The following is a 16385-nucleotide window of genomic DNA, read 5'->3' as shown; positions in this document are numbered from 1 at the left end:
ATTATTAATTATCTTCACTATAAAAAAATTGACGCGAGAATCGAATTGACTATTCACAATTCACCACCTTAAGTCGGTGCAGTTTTTGTATTGAATCAACACAAAGCCTTAATTATGAAATTTGAAAACAATAAATCCGGAAACGGTGGAGTTCTTACGTTAAATAACGAGATCAAAGAAATCGGAAGACTCACTTATACTATTTTCCCTGAAGATAATAAATTGATCATTTCATTCGTCTTGGTTCATCCGGAATTTGAAGGAAGAGGAATGGGAAAATATTTGGTAGAAGAAGCCATAAAATTCTCTAGAGAAAATAATTGGAAAGTATACCCTCACTGCTCTTACGCAAGAGCTGTAATGACGAGAATGAGTGATATTGATGATATCTTTTTAAAGAATTAAAACCTCATTGACCAATATTTGCTCAATATCATCCGGGTAGTCAACTTTCAGATGATGATCGGTAGCTACCCAATCTTTTATTTCATTTAAATCTAAAACTTTAGAATTTGGGATTCCCATTTTATCTAAAGCACAGGCATTACATTCCTGCTCGTATTGATTATGAATAGGAATAACGAATAATTTTTTATCCATAAAAAGGGCTTCGGCAGGGGTTTCGAAACCGGCGTTGCATAAAATACCTTCACAGTTTTCAAAATATTTTAAATATTGAATTTCATCAATTGGGAAAATTTCAACATTTTTTACTTTAGTCTGAACTTTACTGTGTTTAGAAAACACTTTCCATTCAACAGGAATTTGTTCTAAAACTTTAATGATATTTTCATCAGAAAAACTCGGTAAATAAACAAGATAATACCCTTTTTTATCAGGATTGAGGTTCCTGATCTTATGTCTGATAACAGGTTTTTTAATTTGAGGATGATAATTTTCAAAATGGAAACCTATCTTCCTTTCACTCGGAACGTAATATTCCAAAATTAATTCTCCAAGAAAATCTTTCTTTTTGGGCTTAGGAGTTTCAGGAAAACTCATAGAAGCTTGGTGACTTAATTCGATCATTGGAAGCTTATTTAATTTAGAAGCCCAACCCGTCAAAGGTTCGTAATCATTAATAATTAAATCATACTGCATTAGCTCTAATTCCCTGATTGTTTTTACGGCTTCAAGAAATTTATTCTCAAAAAACGTTTTTCGGTAGGATAATCCTCCGGTTTTATTGTAAAGAAGGGAAATGCCCTTATGTTGATAGTTAATATCAAAATCAGCCTTTAATTGCGATTGGTGACCACTGATCAAAGTATCAACCGAAGCGTATTTTTTTAGAATAGGAATAATTTCCTGTGCTCTTGCGACATGTCCGTTTCCGGTGCCCTGAAATGCGTATAAAATCTTCATTTAAGAAAAATTAGTTACTATTTTTAAAAGCTCAGAATTATCCATCTCCTGAATTTCTTCTGCTTCATCATCTTTCAACAAATGTTTATGTTCGTCGTAATAAAAGATCTTCCATTCGTTATCGTTGTATTCCAATGCCGAAAGGTTTTCAATCCAATCTCCTGAATTAAGATAAGTACAAGACCCTTTTTTAGTTACAACTTCACGGATTTGAGGCTGGTGAATGTGTCCGCAAATAACGTAATCATAATGATTGTCAATGGCCAGTTCAGAAGCTGTTAATTCAAAATCTCCGATATATTTCACTGCTTTCTTTACGTTGTTTTTTATCTTTTTTGAAAATGAGTATTTCTCTTTCCCCATTTTCTCTAAGAACCAATTTACAACATTATTGATTACAATTAATAAATCGTAACCTTTTCCTCCTAATTTCGCGATCCATTTAGAATGCTGGACGGATGCATCAAAAACATCTCCATGAAAGATCCAGGTTTTCTTTTGGTTGATATCTAAACAGATTTTGTTGCAGACTTTAAGCTTACCCAATTGAAAATCGGTAAACTTGCGGAACATCTCGTCGTGGTTCCCTGTGATGTAGTACACTTCGGTATTTTTGGTGGCCAATGAAAGAATTTTCTTGATCACCTTTAAATGAGGTTTAGGGAAGTAAGACTTTTTGAATTGCCAGATATCAATAATATCACCATTCAATACTAAAGTTTTAGGCTGAATAGAGTTCAGATATCTTAATAATTCTTTAGCCTTACATCCATAAGTTCCCAAATGAACATCCGAAATAACAACTAACTCAATATCTCTTTTCATAGTTTTATGCAAAGAAACTAATTGAAAGTTAACTGTATATGAATGTTATATTATTTTTATAGAGCGTTCATCAACTCTTCTGTGATTTCCATGTTGTGATAAACGTTTTGTACGTCATCATCTTCCTCGAAACGGTCAAGCATTTTCATGTTTGCCTTGAACTGCTCTTCTGTAACTTCTTTTGTATTGTTGGCGATTCTTTGAAGCTCTGCACTTTTAACCTCGATTTTAAGCTCATCCAATTTATGAGATAAAGATCCGAAATCTTCAAAAGCAGTTGTTATCATTACTTCTTCTTCATCTTTTTCTACATCTTCTGCTCCACCGTCGATCATTTCCATTTCGAAATCATCCCAATCCATCTTGATTTGAGCTATATCGATACTGAAAATACCTTTTCTGTCGAAGATAAAAGCTAGCTCACCATTCTTACCAAGGTTACCGTCAAACTTATTGAAAATAGCCCTTACGTTTGCAACAGTTCTTGTTGTATTGTTTGTTGTACATTCTACAAAAAACGCAACACCACCTTGTCCGTATCCTTCATAAGTGATCTCTTCATAGTTTTCTGCATCTGCACCACTTGCCTTTTTTATCGCTCTTTCAACGTTATCTTTTGGCATGTTTGCACCTTTCGCATTCTGGATACATCTTCTCAATGCAGGATTTGCTTCAACATCAGGGCCACCGGCCTTAACTGCTAATGCAATGTCTTTACCTATTTTAGAGAAAGTCTTGGCCATTTTATCCCAACGGGCCATTTTAGAAGCTTTTCTATATTCAAACGCTCTTCCCATTTTTATTTTTAAATTTTCAACAAAATTAATTAAAAGTAAACGAAAAAAAAATACCCCCAGAGAACTGGAGGTATTTATATTTAGAAAAATTTAATTATTTTTTCTTTTTAGCAGCAGCTTTTTTCTTAGCTGGAGCTTTTTTCTTAGCAGTAGCTTTTTTCTTAACTTTTACTGGAGTTGCATCCTCGTAGTCTCTTTTCTTAAGAGCATTCCACTGAGCAGCATCTTCAACAGCAGTTACAACTACTTTTCTGTCAACTTGTCTTTCAGCATCAGAAGCAGAAGCAGGAACTTTAGCTTTAGCAGCACCTACACCGATTGATTTAAGAGCGCTAGCATCTACACCTCTTGCATCTAAAGCAGCAACTACAGCAGCAGCTCTTTCTCTAGATAATTTCAAGTTGTAAGCAGCAGCACCTTTAGCATCAGTTCTACCTTCTAAAAGATAGTTACCACCGTCTTTCTTAATTAATTCAGCAGCAGCATCTAATGCTGGAGTAGATTCAGCTTTAATTGTAGCTTTGTTGAAATCAAAGAATACACTTCCTAATTTTTCTTCAACACCTGTAGCTGTAGCAGTTCTTGGCTTAGGACATCCGTTATATTCTGGAAGACCTGGAACTGTAGGACAAGCATCATCTTTATCAAGGATACCGTCACCGTCTGTATCTGGCCAAGGACAACCGTTGTTTTCTTTTGGACCTGCAACTGTAGGACAAGCGTCATCTTTGTCGATTACACCGTCACCGTCTGTATCTGGCCAAGGACAACCGTTATTTTCAACCGGACCAGCAACATCTGGACACTGATCGTCTTTATCTGGAACTCCATCACCGTCAGTATCAGGACATCCTTGGAATTCTGGTAAACCTGGTGTATCTGGACATAAATCGTCTTTATCTAAGATACCATCCTTATCTCTGTCTCTGTTTCCGAATCTGAAGTTTAATGAAGCAGAAGCTTGCCAGAAGTTAGCAACAGTAGACTTATCACCTGGAGTTGAAACGTAATCTCCTTGAACACCTAAACCGAAGTTTTTAGTCAACCAGAAGTTTACCCCAGCACCAGTAGAAACTGTAAAGAAGTTAGCTTTACCGTTTTCGTTACCGTTGTCTCCATTAGATACAGACTCAACTAGATTTCCGTTATCATAGCTATTTCTAGGAAAAGTAAGAGCAGTATAATCATGTCTTAAGTAGTTAGCACCAACTCTTAAATATGGATCAAACCAAGATTCTTCGTTCCATAAAAGACCTGCAGCCTTTACTTGTAAACCAAGACCTGTCATCAACATAAACTCTTTACCTGTGTTGAATCTTTTGTTTTCAACATTACCAACAGAAGTCTGCCAGTCTACTACAAAACCTTTAGCTACATTTCTAGCAACTGTAAGTTTAGATAGTGGAGGTGTAATAGAGAAGTTGTTCGTGTTGAACAATGTCTTTGATAAGTTATCAGCAGAAAATGTATTGCTAAAGCCTACTCGCGCCGCCTTATGGTTTTCCGCATGAGCACCAACTCCGATCATCCACGGATTGTTGGTAGTCTGAGCGAATACAGTAGAAGCTACAGTAAGCGCTAAAACTGAAATTCCTAATTTTAGATTTTTCATAGAATTAAATGATTAAATAATTGATAATGCAAAATAAATATAATTTTTCTTTATATACAAAGTTTTTCAAATGATTTTTAACTTTTCTTTAATATTCTGTCCAGATTTCGTTTGTTTTCTCTATCTTTTATGCTCTCCCTCTTATCATACAGCTTTTTCCCTCTTCCCAACGCTATCCAGACCTTTGCTTTTCCTCGGTCATTGATATATAGTTTTAGAGGAATTATAGTATTTCCTGCATCTTTTAACTTCTTTTCGAGTTTCTGCAATTCTTTTTTGTGCAACAGCAATTTCCGTTCCCTTTTTGTTTTGTGATTATAAAAAGTTCCCAATTTATATTCATCAATCATCATATTAATGATGTACAACTCCCCATTAATAAACTGACAGAACGATTCTGTTATAGAGGCTTTCGAAGAGCGTAAAGATTTGATTTCAGTACCCGTTAAAACCATACCTGCTTCCATTTCTTCGATAAATTCATACTCGAATCTGGCTCTTCTGTTTAATATATTGACTGTTTTTTCAATCTTCATTTTAGTATTCCTAATAGTTACATTAAAATTGAGTCTTACCCAATCCTACACGGGGTTACCCCTTTTAGGGCTCCCCTTTTTTAAATTTCGTTAATGAAATATATAAAAAATACCCCACATTTAAAAACTTGAATATTACATTATTACGAAATACCCAAATTCTTTTCGTATTTTTGCGCCAAATTTACAAAACTATATGTTAACAGTATCTAACTTATCTTTACAATTCGGGAAAAGAGTTCTTTTTGATGACGTAAACATCATGTTTACAAAAGGAAACTGCTACGGAATCATCGGAGCAAATGGTGCAGGAAAGTCTACATTCCTTAAAATATTAACAGGAAAGCAGGATCCAACAACAGGACACGTATCTCTGGAACCAGGGAAAAGAATGTCAGTTTTGGAGCAGGATCACTTTGCATACGATCAATATACTGTTCTGGAAACTGTTTTAAGAGGAAATAAAAAATTATTTGAAATAAAAGAAGAGATGGACGCTTTGTATGCCAAAGAAGATTTCTCTGATGAAGATGGTATCAAAGCAGGTGAACTTGGTGTAGTTTATGATGAAATGGGCGGCTGGAACTCAGAATCTGATGCACAGACGATGCTTTCTAACGTAGGTATCAAAGACGGTATGCACTGGCAGATGATGAGTGAACTTGAAAATCAGGACAAGGTAAAAGTTCTTTTGGCTCAGGCTCTCTTTGGAAATCCGGACGTGCTGATTCTGGATGAACCTACGAATGACCTTGACATTGAAACAATTGCCTGGTTAGAAAACTTCCTTGCAGACTACGAAAATACAGTAATTGTTGTATCTCACGACCGTCACTTCTTGGATACGGTCTGTACAAATATCGGAGATTTAGATTATGCTAAATTAAACCTTTATACAGGAAACTACTCTTTCTGGTATCAAGCTTCTCAATTAGCAACAAGACAAAGAGCTCAGGCTAACAAAAAAGCTGAAGAAAAGAAAAAAGAACTTCAGGACTTCATCGCAAGATTTAGTTCAAACGTTGCAAAAGCTAAACAGGCAACTGCGAGAAAGAAAATGATCGATAAATTAAACATCGATGATATTAAACCTTCTTCAAGAAGATATCCGGCAATTATTTTCGAAATGGAAAGAGAAGCAGGAGATCAAATCTTGGATGTAAAAGGTCTTGAAAAAACGAAAGACGGAGAATTATTGTTCTCAAACATAGACTTAAACCTTAAAAAAGGAGATAAAGTTGCTGTACTTTCTAAAAGTTCTTTAGCCATCACAGAATTTTTCGAAATTCTAGCAGGAAATACTGAAGCAGATAAAGGAACTGTTGCTTGGGGAGTTACGACAAACCAGTCTCATATGCCTTTAGACAACACTAAATTCTTCCAGGAAGATATCAGCTTGGTAGACTGGTTGAGACAATTCACTAAAAACGATGAAGAGCGCCACGAAGAATTCATGAGAGGATTCTTGGGAAGAATGTTATTCTCTGGTGATGAAGCGCTGAAATCTTGTACAGTATTATCAGGAGGTGAGAAAATGAGATGTATGTTCAGTAGAATGATGCTTCAGAAAGCAAACGTTCTTTTACTTGATGAACCTACCAACCACTTAGATTTGGAGAGTATTACAACATTGAACAACTCATTGTCTAACTTTAAAGGAAATCTTCTATTGTCATCTCATGACCACGAAATGCTTTCAACGGTCTGTAACAGAATCATCGAATTAACTCCTCAAGGAATTATCGACAGAGAAATGACTTACGACGAATATCTTGCTGATAAAAAGATCAAGGAACTAAGAGAGAAAATGTATTCTTAATCATTAAGAATCAAAATAAATTATAATAAAATTCCTCAAAGTAAACTTTGAGGAATTTTTATTTTTAAAAAGAAATTTTAAATTATTTCGTAAGTTTTGCTGTTGGTAAAGTAACCGCGCCAGGATCTTTCCATAAACCGTCTTTTTCTGCTCTTTTCTTAATAGCCTGAGCTCTTTTCTCGCTGTCAGGGTGAGAATTAAACATTTTTTGAAAACCAGACTGAGTACTTCCTTCCGAAAGCAATGCTAATTTTTTGAAAGCAGTGTAAGCTCCCACAACATTATATTTATTCGCTTTCATGAAATCATAAGAATAGGTATCCGCCTCTGATTCTTGTTTTTTACTGTGAGAAGCATCAAGAAATTCATTGGCCATTTTACCAACCTGACTGTCATTCAATGTCGCGACAGAAGCTGAAGCCGAAGAAGCTGCATCCAATGCAGCAGCCTTTAAATAAGCAGATTTAATAGCATCCTTCGTATCTTGATTTTTAACATGACCAATTTCATGACCAATTACTGCAAGCAATTCATCATCTGTCATAATATCCATCAAAGAAGAAAAAACACGCACACTTCCGTCTGCACAAGCAAAGGCATTAATATCTTTTACTTTGTAGACTTTATAGTTAAGATTAAGACCATCCTGAGCCTTATGTTTACCGAAAAGTTTGTTCAGCCTTACCGTATAAGGATCTTTTGGTCCGGCAATAGCATTATTCTTATCCATATAATCTACTGATTCTTTGGATAATTTTATAGCATCCTCATTCGTGAAAGTAAGCGCTTTTGAACCTTTAGACACAACATCCACCGCTTTTCCAAGACTAATTTTCTGTGCATTGACAGCACCAATCGTGCCCAATAAAAACACACCGATGATAATTTTTTTCATAGTAATAATTTTTAAGTTTAGTCTGGCGAATATATCATTTTTTAAATGAAAAATCCTTTCCCAGAAAATTCTGAAAAAGGATTTTACACCTAATATTAAGAAATCACTTATACAATAAACAAAGATGCAATTGTAGTTGCGTCACTACCACTTAAAACTTCGTCATAAGCAGCAGAACCTGCAGCTGCGCCAAAAGCGTTTGCCGTATTGAATCCAGCTTGATTTGTATTACCTTCACCTGCATACACAGCATTGGTTGCAGCAGGCATGTTTCCACCATCTGCCAGTTCTATCCAGCCTTTATTAGCTCTCATTCTTCTTACCTGAGAAGCGTGTCTTGCCTCAACGGAATGGATCTGCAAAGCTGCCTGTAAAACGGCTTTGTTCGACATCACATTTCCAGCCTGTCCTTTATAAGCTCTAACTCCGGTATCTTCAAAAGCCTGAGCCAGAATAAGGAATTGATTATAATCACTAAAAGGAGCAAAAGCACCACCTACCGTAAAATCGAAAGTTGGTTTAACTCCAGGCGTTACCCCTAAAGAAGTCAATGTACTTTTCAAAAAGGCAACATGAGCAGATTCATGTTTTGAGATCTGCATAAATACAACTTTGTCCGCACTCGGAATAAGACCTGCGGTACCTAATCCTTTTGCATAATATTCATCTTCAAGATATTCTAAAGTTAAAGCCAGCTGTAAAGCGTCTGTTAACGGAGTTTTAAAATAAGTACCTGAAGTTGTTGTGGTTTCAGCTTTCGCCGAAGTTGCCATTAAAGTTCCCAATCCTAATGGTACAGCAGCAACAGCCGCTTTTTTACCGATTGAAGATATGTTCGTAAGAGTTTCTAATCTTGATGATTCTGTAGTGAAAAATTTATCGTTAGAAAGCTTATCTAGTAATTTAAGAATGTTCATAATTGTTGATTTTGAAGATGAATAATTTAGCTAATACCTCTTTCTTTCCAAGTAAATGGCGTTTTGATGAATCCTCCGGCCACACTTACAATTTCAGTTGGCTCTTTAGCAACATCCAACCCGTTTGCGTTGATCACATCATCCCCTGAAAAATCAGCAGAACCAGGATTGATCAGATTTCTGATAGCAGAAGCATGTCTTGCCTCAACAGAAACGATTTTTCCAGCAATGACTAAATAATCCGGATTTGTAATATATTTTCCCGCTCCGTTATAAGCAGCTACACCTGTATCTTCCAAGGCTTTTGCTGTAGCTAAAACTGAAGCTCTGCTACTGAAATTCACGTTTGGATACTGAAATTCCAAAGTTGGCAATACATTAGTTGTAGCTCCGCTGATGGCAGCTTTAAAGAAATCTCTGTGAATGACTTCATGATGATAAAGATCTGTAAAAAGTGTTTTTTCGGCATCAGAAATTCCTGAGTAGAAGTTGTTTACTACCTTGGTATAAAAATCTGCTTCCAGTTGTTCAAGTGCATACGCATAGTTTAAAACACCAACATCTCCTGTTCCGAGATCAAATTTATTGGCTGGATCCATATATTGATAATCAAACTCATTATCATCACATCCTACAAGGGCAAGGCCTGCCATAGCAATACCAAGACCCCCAAGTTTAAGAAAGTTTCGTCTTCCGGTATCCAAAGTGGCACCTTTGTTTGAAACACTGATCGTTTTTTTCATAATATTAATTTTTTAAGTGTTATAATGTTACTTACGAGGACAAATCTGTTTCGGTTTTCATTATTTCAAATTTTATTGAATTTTATTTTAAAAAGTTTCGACAAAACAACTAAAACACTGATAAACAAAAGATTATTAAATTTTACAGTATTTTTTTTATGATAACAATTCCTCGTTTTTAAAATAAATTTTCACTATTTTTGTGAAATGAGTCAAAAATGGATTTACAGGCCTGAACCCGATGAGGATATAGTGGATGGATTAAGTTCGTCACTTGGTTTTGGAACTTTCGAATCTAGACTCCTCGTTCTTAGAGGGATTGACGATTATCAAAAGGCCAGAGAATTTTTTAAACCAAATCTTACCGATATACACAGCCCGTTCTTAATGGCAGATATGCAAAAGGCTGTTGAACGCATTGCAAACGCTATCGAAAACGGAGAAAAAATAATGGTTTACGGAGATTACGACGTAGATGGAACTACTGCCGTAGCTTTAATGTACCTATACCTCAGCAAAATTGTTGAGAAAAAATATTTAGATTTTTATATTCCGGACAGAAACTCTGAAGGTTACGGAATTTCCACAGAAGGAATTGATTTCGCCAAGCAAAACGGGTTTTCGTTAATTATTGCTTTAGACTGCGGAATCAAAGCTCTCGACATGATCAACTATGCTCAAAGCTTAGATATTGATTTTATCATTTGCGACCACCATTTACCCGGAGACGAAATTCCGAATGCCGTAGCTGTTTTAGACCCAAAAAGAAGCGACTGCAGATACCCGTTCAAAGAACTTTCAGGGTGTGGAGTTGGTTTTAAATTATGCCAAGGTTTAAATACCATTTACAAACTTCCGGAAGCAGAATTATTTGAATTAACAGATCTTCTGGCAATTTCTATTGCTGCTGATATTGTTTCTATGACCGGCGAAAACCGGGTTTTGGCTAAAATGGGACTTAAAATTCTTAGAAAAACGAGAAATCTAGGGTTAAGATTATTAATTCCGGAAGATAAATTATCTCATTTCGAGATCTCTAATATTGTTTTTGAAATTGCTCCGAAAATCAATGCTGCAGGAAGAATTTCCCATGGAAAAGCTGCTGTTCAGTTGATGGTTTCGGATAATTTGAAACACGCTAACCAGATTGTTGGTGATATTATGAACCTCAACGATGAAAGACGTGAACTCGATATGAATTCTACCCTTTCTGCTTTGAACCAGATTATTGAATCTCAACAACAAAGCAAGCTGACAACCATTGTTTACCATCCTGAATGGAACAAAGGTGTTATCGGAATTGTTGCTTCAAGACTTATTGAAACCTATTATAAACCAACTCTTGTTTTCACCGATGGAAACAACGGAGAAATGGTAGCTTCTGCGAGATCTGTTTCGGATTTTGATGTTCATGAAGCGTTGGATATCTGTTCAGAATATTTCCTAAAATTTGGAGGGCATCACGCAGCTGCAGGACTTTCAATGGAAAAAGATAAGTTTGATGCTTTCAAAATAAAATTTGAAAAAGTTGTTGCCGAAAAGATCAAAGAACATCAGAAAGAACCTTCTATCCTGATAGATTCTGAGATTCAGATTGATGATGTGAACAGAGAGTTTATTAATTTCCACAGAAAATTAGCGCCATTTGGGCCTCATAACATGAAACCTATTTTGGCGATCAAAAACCAGAAACTTTCCGGTTATGTAAAAACGATGGGAAAAGATAATAATCACGTTAAGTTTTACATAAAACAGGAATCTACAGGCCGAAATATCGAATGTGTTGGCTTCAAATTGGGTCAGTTTGTGGAAGATTTTAAAAATAAAAATTTCGATATTGTGTTCACTTTAGAAGAGAATCATTGGAAAGGAAATGTTACGCATTATCTTAATATTAAGGACGTTAAGTTTAGGGATTAGGATTTAGGAAACAGGAATTAGGCTTTAGTAATGGGAAATTATAAGGAATTAATTGTTTGGCAGAAATCTGTAACGTTTGTAACAGATATTTATTCAAGTACAAAGAATTTTCCTAAAGAAGAAATTTACTGTCTTACGAATCAAATTCGTCGTTCCTCAATTTCAATCCCGTCAAATATTGCTGAAGGACATTCGAGAAGATCTCAATTAGATTATATTCAATTTTTGAAAATTGCCCGTGGAAGTTCCGCAGAATCGGAGACACAATTACTTATTTCTAAAAATTTAAATTATTTAAATTTTGAACAGTTTCAAATTCTCAATGAAAAGTTAACGGAAATATCAAAGATGTTGAATGCAATAATTTCAAAACTGCAAACTAACCCTAATCCCTAAAAGCTTATTCCTAAACCCTAATGAAATATGAAAAAGATCGGTTTATTTTTCGGTTCGTTTAATCCAATTCATATTGGGCATCTGATTTTGGCTAATTATATTTTAGAAAATTCAGATATGGAAGAATTGTGGTTTGTGGTAAGTCCGCAAAACCCTTTCAAGGATAAAAAATCTTTATTGAAAGACCATAACAGATTAGATATGGTACAACTTTCCATTAAAAATTACCCAAATATGAGAGCTTCTAATGTAGAATTTTCTCTTCCAAAACCGAGTTATACGATTGATACCCTGACTTATCTTCATGAAAAACATCCGGACTATTCTTTTAGTTTAATTATGGGTGAAGATAATCTGAGCAGTTTACACAAATGGAAAAACTATGAAACGTTGATCAAAAATCATCATATTATTGTTTATCCAAGAGTTTTTGATGGAGAGAAAAAAGATTCTGATTATCTGCAAAACGAGAATATCTCTTTAATCAAAGCTCCGGTTATTGAACTTTCTGCAACGGAGATCCGAACGATGATCAAAGACGGTAAAAACGTAAGACCTATGCTCCCTCCCGAAGTTTTTGATTATTTGGACGGTAGTAATTTTTATAAGTAAATTTGCATACAGCAAAAAGGTTTTAGGAATTAGGGCTTAGGCTTTAATTAATACCTTATAATTCATCATTCATAACTCAAGAAATGGACTTCATCGATAAAATTTTCTCAAAATATTCTCAGGAAAAAATCATTAAATGGTTTAAGCAGATCTGTGTGGCAGAAGCAATTTCCTGTGTTTTATTATACGGGATTGCCATGATTTGGATTCGTTATGATGAAAATTTATATTCGATCATATTCATAAGTGTTATAGGAAGTTTGCACGGACTTTTCTTTACGCTTTATCTTTTGCTTTGTCTTCCGGCAAGAAAAATTTATAATTGGGATGATGAAGATTTTGTCTTCGCATTATTGTCTGCTTTTTTCCCTTTCGCGACTATCTGGGTTGATAAAAAATTAGCCCGTTTCGATAGAGAATAAAATTATTTTTCTAAAATTTCGCATTCCGCTGTAACAAAATCCTTGTTACAGTTGTCTTATTATGTAGAAAATCAAAGTACATCAGAATTTTTATTTAAATTTTAACCACTGTAAATCAACACGTTAAAATAAGTATGAAAATATTTTTACTACTTTGTATTGCAAGATACTAAATTAATTATATATCTTTGCAATATCAAATAATAACAGATACAAGCTATTAACTACATAAAATTACTCTCATGAAAACTCAAATACTCATCGCAGCCATATTTTTCAGCGGATTGACCTTCGCACAGCAAAAAAAATCAGACACCTTAAAAACTAAAAGTATAGAAGGTGTAACTTTAACAAAACAGGTTTTCAAAAAACAAAGTGACCGTTTTGTGTATGATGTTGCCGCTTCTCCTGTGACGAAAGGAAATACAACCTTCGATATCTTAAAGCAAACCCCACTACTCTCTTCTACAGACGATAAAACGTTGAAAATTGCAGGAAAGAACAATGCTTTAATCTATATCAACGGTAGAAAAAGTAATATGGATGCAGATTCTTTGGTTCAATTCTTAAAAAATACGCCAGCAGAAAACATCCAGAAAATAGAGGTGATTACTGTTCCGGGAAGTGAATTTCAGGTAGAATCTTCAGACGGAATCATCAACATTGTCTTAAAGAAAAAAATGAGCGATGGTTTAAGCGGAAACATGAGAATGTCTAACTCTCAAAACAAATTCAACGGAAGCAATGCGAGTTTCTCTGCAAATTACAGAAAAGATAAATTAGGAATCAGCGCTAATTTGAGTGGCGGTGAAAATATTCAGGGACAATCTTATGTTTTAAGAAACGGAAATGATTTATCCTCAAACGAATCTGTAGGTGACATTAATGATCCTAACAAAAATCTTGGAGGTTATTTAAATGTTGATTATCAATTAAATGACAACAGCAATCTAGCTTTATCTTGGAATACTTGGGCTAATAAAAGTTATAATTCTACAGTAGATTTATTTAATACAACCAGATCTTACGACAAAAAGAATGACGATTACGTTATGAACTACACAAGATCCAGAAACAAAGAAGATGCAAGATCTTATAATAATTCAGTCAATCTAAACTATGAACTGAAAACCGATTCTTTAGGAAGCAAATTGAACATTAATGCTGCTTACTTAAACTATAAAAGATTTCAGTTTACAGATAACAGAACAATCCTTTCTGATGTTTACGGCAATGATATAAGATTGGGAAAACAGACATTTCAGGATCTTCCACAAGTCATCAATAACTTTTCAGGTACTGTTGATTACATCAAAAAATTCAAAAATGATTTCACGGTATCTGTCGGAGGAAATTATAACAAGACAAAAACAAATAACGATACAAAAAATAATACTCTTGATTATGTTTACGATAAATTCGGAAATTTACAAGGCATAACAAATACACCAACACCCAATCACTTTGTTTATAATGAAAATATCTACGGACTTTATTTAACGCTTGAAAAGAAATTTAACGATAAGTTTTCAGGAAAAGTGGGCGCGAGATATGAAATCACAAACAGTGTAGGAACATCGGACAACGCAGCCACTCCTGATCTTCAAAGAATTGAAAGAAAGTATAATAACTTATTGCCTTATGTAAGTTTTAATTATGCAATCAATGATAAAAATAATATTTCCTATGCTTTTTCCAGCAGAATGAGAAGACCTAGTTTCTGGGAAATAAATCCTGTAAGAAATATCCTGACAGAAGATAATTATACTCAAAACAACCCTTTTGTAAAAGCATCTTCTACCTACAACCAGGAATTAACGTATATGTTTAACAGTTCTTATTTCCTGATATTAAATCATTCATTATATAAAGATGTAATTACCCAAGTGCCATTACAGCGAGATATTTTGAAAAAAAGACTGGATGAAATGGGAAATCCTGTTTTAGACGAAAACAATCAACCCATTATGGATCCTCACAAACAACTTAGATATATCCGCACCAATTTTGGAGATAAGCAGGAAATGTCTGCAATGTTAGGTATTCAGAAAACATTCTTTAAACAATACTTAACAGCTAATTTCAACATTGGTCTTCAACATAATATTAATAACGGAAGCTTAAGTGTTGACCCAACTTCAGGAGATGTTTTCCCTACTTATGAAAATAAAATACGTTCTACGAGTATTGTTATTCAAACCAATAACACGATTCGTTTAGACAAAAAGAAAACTTGGTTCTTAGGCGTAAATTATTTCTATGTAGACAAACAACAAATCGAACTTGGAATGTTGAAAGACCTAATGAGCCTAGATTTAAGTTTAAAGAAAAACTGGAACGACTGGACATTCGCCGTAAACGTAAGCGATGTATTTAGAACAAACGTTGTTGAAATTGAAGATTACCAAGACAACGGAAATTACAATTACGTAAAAAATGACCAGTTCAGAAGAGGCGTAACCGTGAGCATTACTTATAACTTCGGAAACCAGAAAGTGAAAAAAGTAAGGGACATCGAAGGTGCTTCTGACGCCATCAAAAGCAGAACAAGATAGAAAACAATCATTCTTCATATAAATTATTTTGTACAGAAACTCGTTGAGAAATCAGCGAGTTTTTTATCTTTAGTATCTATGAAAAATTTAATTCTAATTTTCGGATGTCTCTTTATGTTGCTTCTCACTACAAGCTGCAGGAAAAAAACGATAAATCTCGGTAAAGAAGTTTCTTTTGAAAGTGAGGAAAACATTTCTTACAGCAAAGATTCAGAACAGAAAATGGATCTTTACATTCCGAAAAACAGTTTAAATTCTAAACCTGATATTTTTATCATCATACATGGCGGCGGATGGCGTGGCGGAGAAAAATCTCATTTATCATTCTTTACTTTATCAATGATGCAGAAATTCCCGAATCATATTTTTGCTAATATTGATTATCGATTGGCTTCAACTTCACGCTTTGCAATCCCAAATCAGACCGATGACATCAACAATGCGATGCTCTATTTAGAAAAAACATTACACTATAAGCCTAAATTTATTCTTTTAGGAAACAGCGCAGGCGGACATTTATCCATGCTTTATGCTTACAAATTTGATCGGGCTAAAAAAGTAAAAGCAGTGATCAATATTGTTGGGCCATCCGATTTGTCTGATCCCAATTTTAAAAAATATACGGATTATTCTTTTGTTGAAAAATATTTAATTGATCCTAAAAGCCTTTCGTCAAACATATCTATGATGAATTTTGCCAGTCCGGCACATTGGATAAACAGCACCTCAGTTCCAACATTTTCTTATTATGGAAATAGCGATCAGATCATCCCGTTATCTCAAAAGAAAATATTAGATTCTCTTTTAAATAAAAACAAGATCGTTAATGAATCTTTCGAATTCAATGGCGGACATCTCGATTGGGACAAGGAAAATAATGCCTCTTTTTTAATGACTAAAATTGATGCGTTTTTGAAAAAAATAGACCAGAAAAAACCCTCAGAAACTAATTCTGAGGGTTGGAAATAAAT

The 16385-nt window shown here is 34.5% G+C and carries 16 protein-coding genes; 8 read left to right on the top strand and 8 right to left on the bottom strand.

Annotated elements, in window-relative coordinates; translation table 11 throughout:
- The first annotated feature begins 114 nt into the window (after positions 1 to 114).
- Positions 115 to 405 (top strand): GNAT family N-acetyltransferase, encoded by a 291-nt coding sequence (locus tag BT156_RS04100; RefSeq protein ID WP_072407442.1) that lies wholly within the window; start codon positions 115 to 117, stop codon positions 403 to 405.
- Here the strand turns inward: BT156_RS04100 and BT156_RS04095 are convergent.
- The 5 genes from BT156_RS04095 to smpB all read right to left on the bottom strand — a co-directional run bounded on the left by BT156_RS04095 (position 394) and on the right by smpB (position 5135).
- Positions 394 to 1365, bottom strand: coding sequence for a glycosyltransferase family protein (locus tag BT156_RS04095; RefSeq protein ID WP_072407440.1), 972 nt, complete (start codon positions 1363 to 1365; stop codon positions 394 to 396). The genes BT156_RS04100 and BT156_RS04095 overlap by 12 nt on opposite strands.
- On the bottom strand, positions 1366 to 2190 hold the full coding sequence (locus BT156_RS04090; RefSeq protein ID WP_072407438.1) for a UDP-2,3-diacylglucosamine diphosphatase: 825 nt from the start codon (positions 2188 to 2190) through the stop codon (positions 1366 to 1368). It lies immediately after the preceding gene.
- Between the two features lie 56 nt (positions 2191 to 2246).
- The gene (locus BT156_RS04085; protein ID WP_072407436.1) at positions 2247 to 2987 is read right to left on the bottom strand and encodes a YebC/PmpR family DNA-binding transcriptional regulator; all 741 of its coding nucleotides are present in this window, start codon (positions 2985 to 2987) and stop codon (positions 2247 to 2249) included.
- Between the two features lie 94 nt (positions 2988 to 3081).
- Positions 3082 to 4599 (bottom strand): OmpA family protein, encoded by a 1518-nt coding sequence (locus BT156_RS04080; RefSeq protein WP_072407434.1) that lies wholly within the window; start codon positions 4597 to 4599, stop codon positions 3082 to 3084.
- A 77-nt stretch (positions 4600 to 4676) separates the two neighbouring features.
- Positions 4677 to 5135, bottom strand: a complete 459-nt coding sequence (smpB, locus tag BT156_RS04075) for an SsrA-binding protein SmpB (RefSeq protein WP_072407432.1) — start codon at positions 5133 to 5135, stop codon at positions 4677 to 4679.
- A 196-nt stretch (positions 5136 to 5331) separates the two neighbouring features.
- Between smpB and BT156_RS04070 the strand changes: the two genes are divergently transcribed.
- Positions 5332 to 6954 (top strand): ABC-F family ATP-binding cassette domain-containing protein, encoded by a 1623-nt coding sequence (locus tag BT156_RS04070; protein WP_072407430.1) that lies wholly within the window; start codon positions 5332 to 5334, stop codon positions 6952 to 6954.
- 82 nt (positions 6955 to 7036) lie between these two features.
- On the opposite strand, the gene BT156_RS04065 is transcribed toward BT156_RS04070, so the two are convergent.
- From BT156_RS04065 to BT156_RS04055, 3 genes are all read right to left on the bottom strand, one after another.
- Entirely contained in the window at positions 7037 to 7849 is an 813-nt protein-coding gene (locus BT156_RS04065) for a M48 family metalloprotease (protein WP_072407429.1), read from the bottom strand.
- A 107-nt stretch (positions 7850 to 7956) separates the two neighbouring features.
- A complete protein-coding gene (locus BT156_RS04060; protein ID WP_072407427.1) occupies positions 7957 to 8766 on the bottom strand; it encodes a ferritin-like domain-containing protein in 810 nt (269 codons plus the stop codon).
- Positions 8767 to 8792: 26 nt separating this feature from the next.
- A complete protein-coding gene (locus tag BT156_RS04055) occupies positions 8793 to 9509 on the bottom strand; it encodes a ferritin-like domain-containing protein (RefSeq protein ID WP_072407425.1) in 717 nt (238 codons plus the stop codon).
- 207 nt (positions 9510 to 9716) lie between these two features.
- Here BT156_RS04055 and recJ point away from each other — a divergent pair, with 207 nt between their 5' ends.
- From recJ to BT156_RS04025, 6 genes are all read left to right on the top strand, one after another.
- Complete coding sequence (gene recJ, locus BT156_RS04050; protein WP_072407423.1) at positions 9717 to 11429, top strand: single-stranded-DNA-specific exonuclease RecJ; 1713 nt, start codon at positions 9717 to 9719, stop codon at positions 11427 to 11429.
- Positions 11430 to 11459: 30 nt separating this feature from the next.
- Positions 11460 to 11825 (top strand): four helix bundle protein, encoded by a 366-nt coding sequence (locus BT156_RS04045; protein WP_072407421.1) that lies wholly within the window; start codon positions 11460 to 11462, stop codon positions 11823 to 11825.
- A gap of 27 nt (positions 11826 to 11852) precedes the next feature.
- Positions 11853 to 12437 (top strand): nicotinate (nicotinamide) nucleotide adenylyltransferase, encoded by a 585-nt coding sequence (gene nadD, locus BT156_RS04040; protein WP_066752785.1) that lies wholly within the window; start codon positions 11853 to 11855, stop codon positions 12435 to 12437.
- 83 nt (positions 12438 to 12520) lie between these two features.
- The gene (locus tag BT156_RS04035; protein ID WP_072407419.1) at positions 12521 to 12859 is read left to right on the top strand and encodes a DUF3817 domain-containing protein; all 339 of its coding nucleotides are present in this window, start codon (positions 12521 to 12523) and stop codon (positions 12857 to 12859) included.
- A gap of 242 nt (positions 12860 to 13101) precedes the next feature.
- Positions 13102 to 15414 (top strand): TonB-dependent receptor domain-containing protein, encoded by a 2313-nt coding sequence (locus BT156_RS04030; RefSeq protein ID WP_072407417.1) that lies wholly within the window; start codon positions 13102 to 13104, stop codon positions 15412 to 15414.
- A 78-nt stretch (positions 15415 to 15492) separates the two neighbouring features.
- Positions 15493 to 16383: an alpha/beta hydrolase gene (locus tag BT156_RS04025; RefSeq protein WP_072407415.1), complete on the top strand. Its 891-nt coding sequence runs from the start codon at positions 15493 to 15495 to the stop codon at positions 16381 to 16383.
- Positions 16384 to 16385 lie beyond the last annotated feature (2 nt).

The sequence above is a fragment of the Chryseobacterium limigenitum genome (genome assembly GCF_900114875.1).
Lineage (GTDB): Bacteria > Bacteroidota > Bacteroidia > Flavobacteriales > Weeksellaceae > Chryseobacterium > Chryseobacterium limigenitum.
This window is presented reverse-complemented; position numbering and strand designations above follow the sequence as displayed.